We start from the raw sequence: 14,848 nt of genomic DNA, 5'->3' as shown, positions 1-14,848 counted from the left end.
TAAAAAGGGTATAAATTATCTCGCGAGATTAAACATGAGCTCCTGTTTAACATATATAATCTAAACCACTTTTAAATGTTAACAAGACAAACATAGAGGTAATAAATTGTATATGCAAGTAGTTGGTTCCGAACTAGTTATTTGGTATCATTTGATGTGTTTAATGATGATTTTATAAGAATAGGAAGTTATCGCTGAGTAATCAACTTTATATCGTTTAAGTAAAATTATTTCAAATCTCCCATTAATGGTATTGGTGTCATTTGTACCGTTTGTGTTAGTTTTTATCGGAATCTGGGAAAACGTATTAGAGAATTTAGAATTAGACTTTTGCATTTTCTAAGAGGTTTACTAGCATAACCTTTCTTATTTAGATGTTTAATATGCTTGTAGATGGAAGGGAATGCTACAGTGCTGTATAATATATTTCTAAACAGAATAAAAAAAGTTTAGGTAATAAAGATATCGTGTAGGTTATAAGTAATGTTTAGCAGTTGCATTACTAGTATATAGATAGTGTATAGATGGTGTATATATGGTGTATAGTTAGTATATAGATAGAGTATTGCAAATAATATTATTTTGGATTAAGAATATAAGTAAATATAAGTATGTGAACAGAAATATTAAACAGATAAAATCTGTATTTTAACGAATTTAACTGTTAATTGGCTAAAATTATTTCATTATTAACAATAAAATGTTTATAAGTTTTTAATGTAGCTTGTTGCTTTTGGCGTATCTTTACTAAAATGAAATCAACTATTAATCAAAATCAAGTATTATGAACCTCCTAAATTCAAAATCAGTTAGAGTAACCCTAAATCGTAAAATTATATTAGCGCATGAAAAAAATAAGTATAGACCCTAAAGAAGTTTGCATTATTTTAGGTAAAAGCCCGAGCTATGCACGTAAAGTTGTTCGTACAATTAAAAAAGTTTTAGGTAAAAAAAAGGAACATCCATTAACCATTACCGAATTTTGTAAATATATGCATCTAGATGTAGAGGAAGTGAGGGCTGAAATTAATGGTACTCAGTATGTATCTAGGAATATAAATGATAAGCAAAATCGAAAAGCATCGTAATTATAAAACATAAAAATGTGGCTTTCTTTAATGTTACATGATAAAATGGGAGACAGTTGCATTAAGCGCATGCGATAATATAAATGCAACTTTATAAACCATAATAATTGGTCGTTTAGTATATATGCCTGTCATCTTTTAATCTTCTATAGATAAAAATGAAGAGGGAATTCGGTATCTCACTCTAGTGAGGATTCTTTTGGACTACATACCTCTTCATATAGGAAATTCAACTCCAAGTCTCAACGAAAAATTATAACCTGAGAGTTAAGGTGTTTAACTATGATGAGGTTCATAATAATCTATTTTTGTTGTGTCATTTCATTAACAAATAATATGTAGGACTTGGCTGCCAACAATTACAGAAAACGGCTTTCATCCTTCCTTACTATTTCTTAAGTTTACCGCTCAGAGTAAATATTACAAGAAATGAGTCCATATATAGAGCTTTCAGGCCGTAAAATTGGTCAAGATTATCCGCCATTAGTGATTGCCGAAATCGGTATTAACCATGAAGGGTCTTTAGCAGTGGCTAAAGCCATGGTTGATGCGGCTGCACGAGCAGGGGTAGAGGTGGTAAAACATCAAACGCATATAGTTGCTGATGAAATGAGCGCAGCAGCTAAGCAAGTGATTCCCGGAAATGCCAATATATCGATATATGATATTATGGCACGTTGTGCGTTAAATGAAACCGATGAACTGGCTCTAAAAACGTATGTTGAAAGTAAGGGTATGATTTTTATTTCTACCCCGTTTTCAAGAGCTGCAGCAGACCGATTACAAGGCTTTAACGTGCCTGCTTATAAAATAGGGTCTGGCGAATGTAATAATTATCCGTTACTAGAGCATATTGCACAATTTGGTAAGCCTGTAATTTTAAGTACAGGTATGAATACGATAGAGAGTGTGAATAAGGCAGTCGCTATTTTTGATAAATATGATGTGCCCGTTGCTTTATTGCATACCACGAATTTATATCCGACGCCTATCCATTTGGTGCGCTTTGGTGCCATGCAAGAATTACATGCCGCATTTCCTGATAAAGTCTTTGGGTTAAGCGATCATACCCTAAATAATAATGCCTGTTTAGGTGCTGTAGCTTTGGGGGCTAGTATTTTAGAACGTCATTTTACAGATCATATGCAACGCACAGGCCCGGATATAGTATGTAGTATGGACGAGCAGGCGTGTAAAGAGCTTATAGTAAACAGTGCAGAAATGGCACAAATGAGAGGTGGCACAAAGGCACCAGCAAAAGAAGAACAGGTAACTATAGATTTTGCTTTTGCTACCGTTTGTACTATTGCGCCTATTAAAAAAGGCGAGGTGTTTACTAAAGACAATATTTGGGTAAAACGTCCAGGGACGGGCGAAATTCTAGCGGAACATTTTAATGATGTGTTAGGGAAAGTATCTACGCGGGATTTAGAGAATGATGTGCAATTGAAGTTGGAAGATATAAAATAACACACCCCCGGCCACTCTCGAGAGGGGAGTTGTATTGTAGTCTTTATAGTATTCAGTGTAAAGATTGAAATATAAGGTAACTTAAAAAACTTAATAAAAAACCACAAGAGTAAGCCCGCCCGAGTATTCCCCTCTAGAGAGGGGTTAGGGGTGTGTCCTGTACAAGAGTAAGTAAGTTAAGCGAGATCAAATACATTCATACAAACAACACCATAACTTAAACATTCCCCTCTAGAGAGGGGAGTTGCATTGTAGTCTTTATAGTATTCAGTGTAAAGATTGAAATATAAGGTAACTTAAAAAACTTTGTAAAAAACCACAAGAGTAAGCCCGCCCGAGTTTTCCCCTCTTGAGAGGGGCCAGGGGTGTGTCCTGTGCAAGAGTAAGTAAGTTAAGCGAGATCAAATACATTTATACAAACCACACCATAATCTAAACATTCCCCTCTAGAGAGGGGTTAGGGGTGTGTGTATCGGTAAGAGTTAGCAATACCAAGTATGTCCTAATAAAATAGTAAATTTAGGTATAAATCTAAATGCGCTATGAAAAAGCGAAAACTAATACCTTACGACCCAAAGTTAAAAGCCTATGCTAGAGATTTGCGGAATAACTCCACTAAAGCAGAAATTTATTTATGGTTAAAACTTAAAGGCAAACAAATGCATGGCTACGATTTTCATAGGCAAAAGCCTATTGATCGCTTTATAGTCGACTTTTTTTGTTATGAATTAATGTTGGGTATAGAAGTAGATGGGTATACGCATGAATTTCCCGAAACACAACGGAAAGTTGCTATTAAAGAACGACGCTTAAATCAATTGGGTATACAGGTGTTGCGCTTTACTGACCATGAAGTGAAAACACAAATGGAATCTGTTGTACGGGCTATTGTAGATTATATAGAGGTTTATGAAAATGAAAATATCTAGTTGGGTTGTAACATCCGTTTTCACACACCCCCGACCCCTCTCAAGAGGGGAGTTGCATTGTAGTCTTTATAGTATTCAGTGTAAAGATTGAAATATAAGGTACTTAAAAAACTTAAAAAAAAACCACAAGAGTAAGCCCGCCCGAGTATTCCCCTCTAGAGAGGGGTTAGGGGTGTGTTATGGGTAAGAGTAAGCCATACCAAGCATGTCCTAATAAAATAGTAAATTTATGTGTAAATCTAAATGCGCTATGAAAAAGCGAAAACTAATGCCTTACGACCCAAAGTTAAAAGCCTATGCTAGAGAATTGCGGAATAATTCTACCAAAGCAGAAATTTATTTATGGTTAAAACTTAAAGGTAAACAAATGCATGGCTACGATTTTCATAGGCAAAAGCCTATAGATCGGTTTATAGTCGACTTTTTTTGCTATGAATTGATGTTGGGGATAGAAGTAGATGGGTATACGCATGAATTTCCCGAGACACAACGGAAAGATGCTATTAAAGAACGACGCTTAAATCAATTGGGTATACAGGTGTTGCGCTTTACTGACCATGAAGTGAAAACACAAATGGAATCTGTTTTACGGGCTATTTTAGATTATATAGAGGATTATGAAAATGAAAATAGAGTTGGGTTGTAACATCCGTTTTCACACACCCCCGACCCCTCTCAAGAGGGGAGTTGCATTGTAGTCTTTATAGTATTCAGTGTAAAGATTGAAATATAAGGTAACTTAAAAAACTTAAAAAAAACCACAAGAGTAAGCCTGCCCGAGTATTCCCCTCTTGAGAGGGGCTAGGGGTGTGTAATACCCCAAAAATGCTAAAAATTTTGACTTATATTTTTTAGATAAAAAACAAGGATGTAAACGTATTTAGCCCTAGAAAAATACATTAAAATTAGTATCTTGACCCCGATTATAAACCACAAGCTATTAACCTAGAGTCAACCCCAATATGAAAAACATCCTGTTTCTAACAGGCACACGCGCCGATTTCGGAAAAATAAAATCCCTTATTCAAATTGTTGAACAGGCTAAAGCATTTACGCCATACGTATTTGTTACAGGCATGCATTTACAGCATACCTATGGATACACCTTGCTAGAAATTGAGCGTTGCGGATTTTCTAACGTCCATACCTTTGAGAATCATACAGACGAAACGACTATGGATTTAACCTTGGCTAAAACCATAACAGGTTTATCGGCATACGTTAAAACCTGTCAGCCAGATTTAATAGTTATTCATGGCGATAGGGTAGAAGCCTTAGCTGGGGCAATCGTGGGGAGTTTAAATAATATTTTGGTGGCTCATATTGAAGGAGGTGAAGTGTCGGGAACAATCGATGAGTTAATACGCCATGCTACAAGTAAAATGAGTCATATTCATTTTGTGGCAAATGCAGAAGCCAAACGCCGCTTGATACAAATGGGCGAACTAGAAATAGCAATTTTTGAAATCGGATCCCCGGATGTCGATATTATGTTTTCTAAACACTTACCGGATTTAGAAACGGTAAAAACTTATTATGAAATTCCTTTTAATGATTACGGTATTGTAATGTTTCATCCTGTAACCACAGAGTTTGAAGATATGGAACGCTATGCCAATGCCTTTGTCGATGCTTTATTAAAAGATACTCATAACTATATAGTGATTTTTCCTAATAATGATTTGGGTAGTAAGGCCATTTTAAAGGCTTATGAACGACTACATGGCGATCCAAGGTTTAGAATTTTCCCGTCTTTACGATTTGAGTATTTTCTAACCTTCTTAAAACATGCTCAATTTATTATAGGAAATAGTAGTGCAGGGGTTAGAGAAGCGCCTTATTATGGTATTCCGGTAATCAATATTGGTTCACGTCAAAATAATCGTGTGTCCCATTCCGATATTATTAATGTAGACTATGATACCGAAACGATTAAGGCATCCCTAAAAGATATTGAAATAAAACCTTTTAAAAATAATACGCCTAATTTTGGGACTGGACAAAGTGCTGTACTGTTTTTAAAAACTTTAGAGCATAATACATTATGGCAATTAAATCATCAAAAGCAATTTAGAGACCTGTGAGGCAGTCAAAAAAAATACTCTTTATCATTCCTGATGGTGTAAGTTTAAGGAACTTTGTTTTTACATCGTTTTATAAACAGGCACAAGCTATGGATATGGACATCGTATTTCTTAATCTAACGCCTTTACCCTTATCGGAACTCGGGTTGCGCGAGGTGGTTCCCAAAGGGGTTAAACAGCATCCATTAACCGATAGTTTTAAGAACGCCAAGAAGCGCGTAGAATTAAACCAATTTATACGTAGGGATGAGGATACGGTATATCATAAATATTGGTTTCCTTTAAAATATTCAGGGATTAAAAGCTTTATAAAACATAGTTTAACCAAAGTATTAATTGGATTCTGTAACTCAGAGCACGGTATTTTAAGCCTTCGCAAACGTATACGTCAGTTAGAATCTAAAACAAAGTATTATGAGGAATGTATTGCAATTATAAAACAAGTAGCTCCAGATGTGGTGTATAGCGCAAGTCAACGTTCTATATTATCTATAGCGCCCATAGAAGCTGCCAAAGCGTTAAGGGTCGCTACGGTTGGCTTTGTCTTTTCTTGGGATAATTTACCCAAGTCCATGCTAGATGTGGAAACGGATTATTACCATGTATGGAGCGAACATATGAAAACCGAGTTGCTAAAATATTACCCATTTGTAAAAGCCAAACAGATTGAGGTTACTGGGACCCCACAATTTGAACCGCATTATAATAAGGACATTCTAGTGTCTAAAGCGGCATTTTATAAGCAGTATCATTTAGATAGCGACACGACTTATTTTTGTTTTAGTGGAGACGATGTAACAACGTCCCCTCAAGATCCTATGTATTTAAGAGATGTTGCCAAGGCTATTAAGAATTTAAATAGTCAAGGCCATCAATTGGGAATCATATTTAGACGCTGTCCAGTCGATTTTTCAGGTCGTTTTGATGCGGTGTTAGAGAAATTTAAAAATATTATTATCCCCATTGCACCCTTATGGGACGCTATTGGAAAGGGGTGGAATACCAAATTACCAACACAGGAGGATTCAGTATTATTAGCTAATCTAGCCGAACATACCGTTGGGGTTATCAATTTAGGGTCTTCTATGGTGTTTGATTATGTAGCACATAATAAGGCTTGTGCTTATATGTATTATCATTACGATGAGCAAAACAACATTAAACCTGGTGTACACGTGTATGATTATGTGCATTTTAGATCGATGCCCACTAAGCAGGCCGTAACTTGGTTAAATCATCCAAATGAAATACAAGAAGATTTGTTAGCCATGTTAAATCATGAAGCTATTGAGATTAAACATGCAGAAGATTGGTTTGCAAAGATTAATGAGCAGCCTAGTAACAAGGCATCCCAACGGATTTTAGGAGAAATTAATAAACTAAAAAAGGTCTAATTATGACTGTTGGATTTGTTACACCCGAATATCCCCATGCCTTGGTGAATCATGCAGCTGGTATAGGGACTAGTACTCAGATTCTAGCGCAAGCATTGGTAAAGAAAGGATTAAAGGTTATCGTATTTGTATATGGTCAAAAGTTATCTAAAGAACTGGACGATTTCGGGGTATCTATTCATTTAATAAAAAATCAATCTTATCCCATGTTGGGGTGGTTTTTGCATAGAAAGTATATTAATTCCTATATAAACGATATAGTTGAGAAAGAAAGCATAGATATATTAGAAGCACCAGATTGGACTGGTATTACGGCTTTTATGAGGTTTAAAGTGCCTCTTGTTATTCGGTTACATGGTAGTGATGCCTATTTTTGTAAGCTAGAAGGTAGACAACAACGATTAAAAAATAAGTGGTTTGAACGTTTAGGGCTAAGGAGCGCTAAAGCATATATTGCACCATCATCGTTTGCAGGTATGCAAACTCAAAGGCTTTTTAATTTAGATAGAAATAAAATCAGTACCATACATAATGGTCTAGACTTAATTACATTTAAAAATAGTTCGCCTTTAGACTTTCAGCATAAAACGATAGTGTACGTAGGGACTATTATTAGAAAAAAGGGGTCTTAGAATTAGCTCAAATTTTTAATACGGTTTTAGAAGAAGAACCAAATTCAAAATTAATATTAATAGGGAGTGATGCGCCGGATATTATAACACAAAAGGCTTCCACATATAGTATGTTTTTTAATTTATTGACTGAACAAGCCAAAAAGGGTGTAACCTATTTGGGGAAGATCCCTTACGAAAAGGTGCAGGTTCATATAAAACAAGCACATGTATGTGTGTTCCCGTCGTTTGCAGAGACTTTCGGGATGGTTACTGTCGAGGCTATGGCATTACAAAAACCAGTTGTAAACACATCCATAGGTTGGGGCCAGGAATTAATAGATGATGGTGTTAATGGTTATTTGGTTCATCCAAAAGAGATTAGTTTATATTCATATCGCATTTTAAAACTGTTTAATAATCCTGAATTATGTATTACATTAGGAAAACAAGCGCGTTTAAAGGTAGAGCGTGACTTTGATATTGAGAAACAAGTTTTAAAAAATATTGAGTTTTATAGAACAATAATTGATGCTAACTAAAAAAATTAAATTTTATTATAAATGGTTTTTAATATGGATTTACTATTTAAATAGAGTATCCTTTAAAAAAGAATCCAAAGGTGAAATTATTATATGTTTTGATGGTATTTTCTCTCATGGCGGATTGGTCGACAGATTTAAAGGTATAATTTCTTTCTACGAGATAGCAAAGAGATTAGATTATAACTTTTTTATTCATTTTAACTCTCCTTTTAATTTAACCGATTTTTTAGTCCCAAATAAAGTATTTTGGATGAAAGATAAAGTGTTTTATAACCCTTTTACAACAGGTGTATTATATTTAATGAATGATTTTAATAGTGATCCTTATACTACTATAAAAAACTCTAAACATAATAGATTCATTGTCTATAGTAACATAGATTATTTGGGGAAAATCTTAAATACTGATGTTGAAAATGAAATTCATTCAAAGTGGAGAGAAAATTTTATTGAATTATTTAAGCCTTCAAAATTCTTGGAAGAAAAACTTAAAACGGTTAAAAGCACGCGTAATGCTGTTGCATTTCATACACGATTCACTACATTGTTAGGCGATTTCAAGGATACTACTAACTTAGAACTTAAAGCGACCGAGAAAGTGAATCTGATTGAAAAAGTGTTAGTTGAAGTAAATAAAAAAACGGCATCATTTCAAGATTATGATATTTATATGTTTTCAGACAGTATAAATTTTCTTAAATATATCAAGGAAAATACTTCTTATAAAGTATTAGAAGGGGAGCCAAAACATATAGATTTAAATAATAATGACAGCGTAGAATCTGATTTAAAAACGTTTATAGATTTTTATTTTATGAGCACTTGTGAATTTGTGTTCTTAGTACAATTATCCCCAATGTATAATAGTAATTTTTCAAAGTATGCTTCTATAGTTGGAAACACTAAATTTGATAAAATAATAGCGATAAAGAATGCTTAATATATATACAGAAAAAACATTTTTAATTCCTGATCATCGGCGGTATGTGTTTCCCATGCTATTAGATTTGCATTATAAAAAAAGTAATACAATAAGTGAATCTTATTGTATTACAGATTGTATTAAAGAGGCAGATATTATTATACTCCCTTTAGAGTATAACTACATCCGAAGTTTAGAGCCAGGGATTAAGACTAGGTATTTAAATCTTGCTAGAGAACATAATATTCCATTATGGATTTACATTGGTGGAGATTTTGGATATTCATTTAAAGAAAAAGAAATTTATAATTTTAGACTAGGTGGTTTTCATTCTAAAATGAACGCCAATACATTTATAATGCCTTCTTTTATAGTAGATCCTTATGAGTATACATTGAAAACCCAGTTTTATCCGATTGAAAAAAAAATTAAGCCTACGTTAGGTTTTGTTGGACATGCACAGCTAAGTGTCCTAAAAGCTATAAAAGAGTTTTTGGTTTACTTAAAAGTAAATATTTTGAATCATTTTCTGAAAAAACAACATTTAGATTATCAATCATTCTATCCCTCTAGTATTAAGAGAGCAACCATTTTAAAAAAACTTAATAAGAGTCTGTTTGTTAATCCTAATTTTATATTTAGAGATAAATATCGAGGTGGTGCAAGAACAAAGTCAGATACAATTAAAAGCACATTTGAATTCTTTGAAAATATAGAAGAATCGGGTTACACCTTTTGTTTACGTGGTGTAGGGAATTTTTCTGTTCGCTTATATGAAACACTGGCTATGGGGAGAATCCCAGTGTTTATAGATACTGATTGTCGTTTGCCGTTAGATTGGAAAATAAATTGGTCTAAGCACATGGTATATGTTAATAGTTCTAAGGCTTCTGAGATCGAACAAAGTATTGTGGATTTTCATAACAAATTAAGTCCTTCAGATTTTAAAGACTTACAATCTAAAAATAGAGTTTTATGGCAAACTTATATGAATAGAAATGCCTTTTTTAAGGAAATACACGATGTGTTTAAATCATAATTATCTATGACATTTACATTGATTGTTTGCACTTATATGCGCCCGAAAGCATTATTGACCTTACTTAATTCTGTGGTTAATCAGACTTTATATCCTGACGAGATTATCATAGTTGATGGCTCTGTAAATGACGAGACGCGAGTTATGCTAGAGGAGAATTACTTTAAGAATTTAAGCTATTATCTGGTTGAACCCAAAGAACGTGGTTTAACGAGACAACGTAACTTTGGTATAGAAAAAGTAAGTAAACGTTCAGAAATCGTGTGTTTTTTGGATGATGATATCGTTTTAGATGCCGATTATTTTAAAAACATAATAGCGACCTATGCGGTCTATCCTGTAGCTCTTGCTGTAGGGGGCTATATTACAAATGAAGTTCGTTGGGAACAGAATAAAAAAATTACATCAACTGGTGACTATTTTTGTTTTGATAATTGGTGTAGAAAGGAACCTTCGCGGTTTAAAGTCCGCCGGTTATTTGGTTTAGAACCAGATGCACCTCCTGGGTGGTTGCCATCATTTTCGCATATGCGTTCGATTGGGTTTTTACCGCCAACTAAGAAGATTTATAACGTAGAAATGTTTATGGGGGGAGTATCGTCTTATAAAATGTCTGTTTTTAAAGCCTTATCATTTTCTAATTATTTTGAAGGCTATGGCTTGTACGAAGACGCCGATTTTTGTTTGCGAATAGCTAAGCATGGACCACTATTTGTGAATACTGCAGCAACATGTAGTCATTATCATGCTGAAGAAGGGCGCCCAAATATGTTTAAATATGGACAAATGGTGATTAGAAATGGTTGGTATATTTGGCGAGTTAAATATCCTAATCCACATGTGAAATCTAAATTTAAATGGCATTCCACTGCTTTATTATTAACCGTATTAATATTTCTAGGTTGTGTCTTGTCTCGAAATAAAAAGGCTATGCTTACAGAAGGAATAGGTCGAGTATACGGTTGGTGGCAGTTGTTGTTTAATAAGCCATGTATTCAGTAATAAAAATTATTTGATAAATGAAATTAGCAATCTTCACATTAGTACAACACAGTAAAAAGGATAATACCTATTATGGATATGCTCCTTATGTGCGTGAAATGAACTTATGGTCTAGATACGTTAACGATGTTACTGTGGTAGGGATTCAAAAACCAAATAATGTAGTAGATGCAATAGATTGTGCTTACAACCAAGATATTAAATTTGTTGCTGTGCCAAACTTTAGTTTGTTGGGGTTTGCCGCTATAATAAGAACCCTATTGGTATTACCTATAGTTTTTTTTAAATGTGTAAATGTTATGAGACAGGCAGACTACATCCATTTGCGTTGTCCTGCGAATGTGAGTTTAGTAGCTTGTTTTGCTCAAATTCTATTTCCATCGAAACAGAAATCAACTAAATATGCTGGGAATTGGGACCCTAACAGCAATCAGCCCTGGACCTATCGTTTGCAACAGGCTATTCTTAGGAATACAGTTCTAACTAAAAACATGAAGGTTTTGGTGTATGGGGAATGGCCGGGAGAAACTAAAAATATATATCCGTTTATTTCGGCAACCTATACCGACGCAGAAAAGGTAGTTTTCCAAGCTAAAGATTATACCAAAGAACTGGTGTTTGTATTTGCAGGGATGTTGGTGCCCGGAAAACGACCTTTATTGACGATTCAATTTATCGAGGAACTAAATAAACGCGATATACCAGCGCGCTTAGAATTATTTGGCGATGGGCCGTTGAGAGGGGAGTTGGAAGCTTATATTGCTACACAACGGTTAGAACCGCAGATTACTGTTCATGGAAATCAAGATAAAATGGTCGTAAAAAAAGCTTTATTAACGGCTCATTTTAATATTTTACTCTCTAAAAGTGAAGGCTGGCCAAAAGCTGTGGCCGAAGGGATGTTTTTTGGATGTATTCCTGTAACCACGTCTGTATCTTGCGTCGCTTGGATGGTAGGCTATGGCGAACGTGGTATTATCGTTGAACCTGAACTTGAGGCCGCGGTATCTCATTTTATAAATACATTTAAGCAACACGATTTAAATGTTATGGCAGAAAAGGCTTTAAACTGGTCGCAGCAGTATACTTTTAATCGGCTAGAATCTGATATTGCTAAAGTGTTAGATGGTACTTTTGAGAGTAATGTGTGATGTGATTCGTCATTGCGAACGCAGTGAAGCAATCTTTCTAATTGTAGTTCAAATGTAACAGATTACTTCGTCGCACCTCCCCGAAATGACGTGGGATTGCTTCGTCTCTCCTCCTCACAAAGCCGTTTAGATTCGTCATTGCGAACGCAGTGAAGCAATCTTCTAATTGTAGTTCCAATGGGGGAGATTGCTTCGTGGTGCTTCCTTCGCAAAGCCGTTTAGATTCGTCATTACGAACGTAGTGAAGCAATCTTTCTAATTGTGGTTCTAATGTAACAGATTACTTCGTTGTACTTCCTCGTAATGACGTGGGATTGCTACGTGGTGCTTCCTTCACAAAGACGTTTAGATTCGTCATTGCGAACGCAGTGAAGCAATCTTTCTGATTGTAGTTCTAATGTAACAGATTACTTCATCGCACCTCCTCGTAATGACGTGGGATTGCTTCGGTTGTGCTTCTCTTGTAATGACGTTGGGATTCGTCATTGCGAACGCAGTGAAGCAATCTTTCTAATTTTAGTTCCAATGTAACAGATTACTTCATCGCACCTCCTCGTAATGACGTGGGATTGCTTCGGTTGTGCTTCTCTTGTAATGACGTTGGGATTCGTCATTGCGAACGCAGTGAAGCAATCTTTTTAATTGTAGTTCCAATGTAACAGATTACTTCGTCGTACCTCCTCGTAATGACGAAGGGATTACTTCGGTTGTGCTTCACTTGTAATGACGTTGGGATTCGTCATTGCGAACGTAGTGAGGCAATCTTTCTAATTGTATTTCCAATGTGACAGATCACTTCGGTCGTGCCTTCCTCGCGATGACGTTGGGATTGCTTCGGTTGTGCTTCTCTTGTAATGACGTTGGGATTCGTCATTGCGAATGTAGTGAAGCAATCTTTCTGATTGTAGTTCTAATGTAACAGATTACTTCGTCGTACCTCCTCGTAATGACGTGGGATTGTTTCGGTTCTGCTTCTCTTGTAATGACGTGAGATTACACATCAAATATCCACCCGTTGGATAAATCTGTCCAATTGGGATTTGTAGACGTAATTAAACTGATTTTCCGCTTTCTATTACCTGCTTTTATTTGTTTTTCTCTGGCTATGGCCAATTTGATGTCCTGAAATATTTCAAAATAGACTAATTTATCACAATTGTATTTGCTTGTAAAGCCTTTATAGGTCTTTGACTTATGTTGGAACACACGTCGTTTTAAATTAGACGTTACACCAACATAAATTACGGTGTTGTTTTTATTCGTCATAAAGTATACGTATGAAGTTTTCATAGTTTAATATACTGATTTTTTATACGTCATTACGAGCGTAGCGCGGCAATCTTTCTAATTGTAGTTCCAATGAGTACAGATTACTTCGTCGCACCTCCTTGTAATGACGTAGGATTGCTTCGGTTGTGCTTCTCTTGTAGTGACGTTAGGATTCGTCATTGCGAACGTAGTGAAGCAATCTTTTTAATTGTAGTTCTAATGTAACAGATTACTTCGTCGTACCTCCTCGTAATGACGTGGGATTGCTTCGGTTGTACCTCTCTCGTAATGAAGTTGAGGTTTGTTGGACAAGTTAATATAATATGTATCTTAGCCCCTCTTTAAAAACCTCCTAATTAATCACAATATGCCCATTATACTAATAACCGGCGGTGCCGGAAATATTGGAAGTCGTTTAGCATCTCTTTTAGCAAAAAAATCAGATTATAAAATAGTTATACTAGATAATTTATCTACAGGGGTAAAAACACATATACCTCAATTACCCAATGTAACGTTTATTAAAGCCAATGTGAACGATTATAATGATATTGTTGCTGTTTTTGGGCGTTATAATTTTGATTATGTGTTTCATTTCGCAGCCGTAGTAGGGGTGAAGCGTACGTTAGAACATCCTATAGCAGTGCTAGAAGATTTAGAAGGGATTAAACACATCTTATCTCTCTCTAAAAACACGGGGGTTAAGCGTGTGTTCTACTCCAGTTCTTCTGAAGTTTATGGAGAACCGTTTGAAGTACCACAGCATGAAAATACAACACCCTTAAATTCCAGGTTACCTTATGCCATAGTTAAGAATGCAGGAGAAGCTTTTTGTAAGGCCTATCGAAATGAATTTGATTTATCGTATACTATTTTTCGTTTTTTTAATACCTATGGTCCTCAACAGAGTGATGATTTTGTAGTCCCTCGATTTTTAAAGTCCGCACTAAAAGGGGAACCGATTACCATTCATGGAGACGGTTTACAAACCCGTTCTTTTTGTTATATAGATGATACGGTGGAAACTTGTATAAAAACTTTAGAAGGAGAACTTTATATAAATGATGTTTTAAATATTGGTAACGATAAAGAAATGACGATTTTAGATCTGGCACAAACTATAATTAAGGTTGCACAATCTGATTCTAAAATTATTCACCTTCCTGCTTTGGAAGAAGGAGACATGCGCAGGCGCTGTCCTGATACTACTAAAATGAAACAGGTTTTAAATCGTGACTTAACCGCTTTAGAACAAGGTTTACAAAATATGATACAAGGGCTGGGGTAATCTGTCTTTCCTACGATCATAACAGCAGGCTCTACCATGTTTTGTACGTCATTGTG

General features: G+C 35.2%; 14 protein-coding genes. 13 read left to right on the top strand and 1 reads right to left on the bottom strand.

Features of this window, described 5'->3' with window-relative positions:
• Positions 1 to 845: 845 nt before the first annotated feature.
• The 12 genes from A9D35_RS03755 to A9D35_RS03705 all read left to right on the top strand — a co-directional run bounded on the left by A9D35_RS03755 (position 846) and on the right by A9D35_RS03705 (position 12,235).
• Complete coding sequence (locus tag A9D35_RS03755; protein WP_066219234.1) at positions 846 to 1,088, top strand: hypothetical protein; 243 nt, start codon at positions 846 to 848, stop codon at positions 1,086 to 1,088.
• Between the two features lie 429 nt (positions 1,089 to 1,517).
• Positions 1,518 to 2,558: an N-acetylneuraminate synthase family protein gene (locus tag A9D35_RS03750; RefSeq protein WP_066219231.1), complete on the top strand. Its 1,041-nt coding sequence runs from the start codon at positions 1,518 to 1,520 to the stop codon at positions 2,556 to 2,558.
• Between the two features lie 542 nt (positions 2,559 to 3,100).
• The gene (locus A9D35_RS03745) at positions 3,101 to 3,487 is read left to right on the top strand and encodes an endonuclease domain-containing protein (RefSeq protein ID WP_066219228.1); all 387 of its coding nucleotides are present in this window, start codon (positions 3,101 to 3,103) and stop codon (positions 3,485 to 3,487) included.
• 250 nt (positions 3,488 to 3,737) lie between these two features.
• Entirely contained in the window at positions 3,738 to 4,133 is a 396-nt protein-coding gene (locus A9D35_RS03740) for an endonuclease domain-containing protein (protein ID WP_066219227.1), read from the top strand.
• Positions 4,134 to 4,449: 316 nt separating this feature from the next.
• Positions 4,450 to 5,571: a UDP-N-acetylglucosamine 2-epimerase gene (gene neuC / locus A9D35_RS03735; protein WP_066219224.1), complete on the top strand. Its 1,122-nt coding sequence runs from the start codon at positions 4,450 to 4,452 to the stop codon at positions 5,569 to 5,571.
• Positions 5,568 to 6,965, top strand: coding sequence for a UDP-glycosyltransferase (locus A9D35_RS03730; RefSeq protein WP_066219222.1), 1,398 nt, complete (start codon positions 5,568 to 5,570; stop codon positions 6,963 to 6,965). The genes neuC and A9D35_RS03730 overlap by 4 nt, the downstream gene beginning before the upstream one ends.
• A gap of 2 nt (positions 6,966 to 6,967) precedes the next feature.
• Entirely contained in the window at positions 6,968 to 7,597 is a 630-nt protein-coding gene (locus A9D35_RS19095) for a glycosyltransferase family 4 protein (protein ID WP_235817843.1), read from the top strand.
• Between the two features lie 11 nt (positions 7,598 to 7,608).
• Positions 7,609 to 8,118, top strand: coding sequence for a glycosyltransferase family 4 protein (locus A9D35_RS19090; protein WP_235817932.1), 510 nt, complete (start codon positions 7,609 to 7,611; stop codon positions 8,116 to 8,118).
• Complete coding sequence (locus A9D35_RS03720; protein ID WP_066219219.1) at positions 8,108 to 9,061, top strand: O-fucosyltransferase family protein; 954 nt, start codon at positions 8,108 to 8,110, stop codon at positions 9,059 to 9,061. Before A9D35_RS19090 ends, A9D35_RS03720 begins: the two co-directional genes overlap by 11 nt.
• The gene (locus tag A9D35_RS03715; protein ID WP_066219217.1) at positions 9,054 to 10,082 is read left to right on the top strand and encodes a glycosyltransferase family 47 protein; all 1,029 of its coding nucleotides are present in this window, start codon (positions 9,054 to 9,056) and stop codon (positions 10,080 to 10,082) included. Before A9D35_RS03720 ends, A9D35_RS03715 begins: the two co-directional genes overlap by 8 nt.
• Positions 10,083 to 10,088: 6 nt before the next feature.
• Positions 10,089 to 11,084, top strand: a complete 996-nt coding sequence (locus A9D35_RS03710) for a glycosyltransferase family 2 protein (protein WP_066219215.1) — start codon at positions 10,089 to 10,091, stop codon at positions 11,082 to 11,084.
• 17 nt (positions 11,085 to 11,101) lie between these two features.
• On the top strand, positions 11,102 to 12,235 hold the full coding sequence (locus A9D35_RS03705; protein ID WP_066219213.1) for a glycosyltransferase family 4 protein: 1,134 nt from the start codon (positions 11,102 to 11,104) through the stop codon (positions 12,233 to 12,235).
• 993 nt (positions 12,236 to 13,228) lie between these two features.
• Here the strand turns inward: A9D35_RS03705 and A9D35_RS03700 are convergent.
• On the bottom strand, positions 13,229 to 13,525 hold the full coding sequence (locus tag A9D35_RS03700) for a GIY-YIG nuclease family protein (RefSeq protein WP_066219210.1): 297 nt from the start codon (positions 13,523 to 13,525) through the stop codon (positions 13,229 to 13,231).
• Between the two features lie 346 nt (positions 13,526 to 13,871).
• Here A9D35_RS03700 and A9D35_RS03695 point away from each other — a divergent pair, with 346 nt between their 5' ends.
• Positions 13,872 to 14,792 carry an NAD-dependent epimerase/dehydratase family protein gene (locus A9D35_RS03695; RefSeq protein WP_066219206.1) on the top strand — a complete coding sequence of 307 codons (921 nt, stop codon included), beginning with the start codon at positions 13,872 to 13,874 and terminating at the stop codon, positions 14,790 to 14,792.
• Positions 14,793 to 14,848 lie beyond the last annotated feature (56 nt).

The organism is Formosa haliotis, assembly GCF_001685485.1.
Taxonomy (GTDB): Bacteria; Bacteroidota; Bacteroidia; order Flavobacteriales; family Flavobacteriaceae; genus Formosa; species Formosa haliotis.
The sequence above is the reverse complement of the archived record's forward strand: the minus strand, read 5'-3'. Positions and strand labels throughout refer to the sequence as shown.

Excerpts from the sequence above, each read along its gene's own strand:
- A9D35_RS03755 (WP_066219234.1), top strand. The coding sequence starts at position 846 with ATGAAAAAAATAAGTATAGACCCTAAAGAAGTTTGCATTATTTTAGGT.
- A9D35_RS03750 (WP_066219231.1), top strand. The coding sequence starts at position 1,518 with ATGAGTCCATATATAGAGCTTTCAGGCCGTAAAATTGGTCAAGATTAT.
- A9D35_RS03745 (WP_066219228.1), top strand. The coding sequence starts at position 3,101 with ATGAAAAAGCGAAAACTAATACCTTACGACCCAAAGTTAAAAGCCTAT.
- A9D35_RS03740 (WP_066219227.1), top strand. The coding sequence starts at position 3,738 with ATGAAAAAGCGAAAACTAATGCCTTACGACCCAAAGTTAAAAGCCTAT.
- neuC (WP_066219224.1), top strand. The coding sequence starts at position 4,450 with ATGAAAAACATCCTGTTTCTAACAGGCACACGCGCCGATTTCGGAAAA.
- A9D35_RS19095 (WP_235817843.1), top strand. The coding sequence starts at position 6,968 with ATGACTGTTGGATTTGTTACACCCGAATATCCCCATGCCTTGGTGAAT.
- A9D35_RS03720 (WP_066219219.1), top strand. The coding sequence starts at position 8,108 with ATGCTAACTAAAAAAATTAAATTTTATTATAAATGGTTTTTAATATGG.
- A9D35_RS03715 (WP_066219217.1), top strand. The coding sequence starts at position 9,054 with ATGCTTAATATATATACAGAAAAAACATTTTTAATTCCTGATCATCGG.
- A9D35_RS03710 (WP_066219215.1), top strand. The coding sequence starts at position 10,089 with ATGACATTTACATTGATTGTTTGCACTTATATGCGCCCGAAAGCATTA.
- A9D35_RS03705 (WP_066219213.1), top strand. The coding sequence starts at position 11,102 with ATGAAATTAGCAATCTTCACATTAGTACAACACAGTAAAAAGGATAAT.
- A9D35_RS03700 (WP_066219210.1), bottom strand. The coding sequence starts at position 13,525 with ATGAAAACTTCATACGTATACTTTATGACGAATAAAAACAACACCGTA.
- A9D35_RS03695 (WP_066219206.1), top strand. The coding sequence starts at position 13,872 with ATGCCCATTATACTAATAACCGGCGGTGCCGGAAATATTGGAAGTCGT.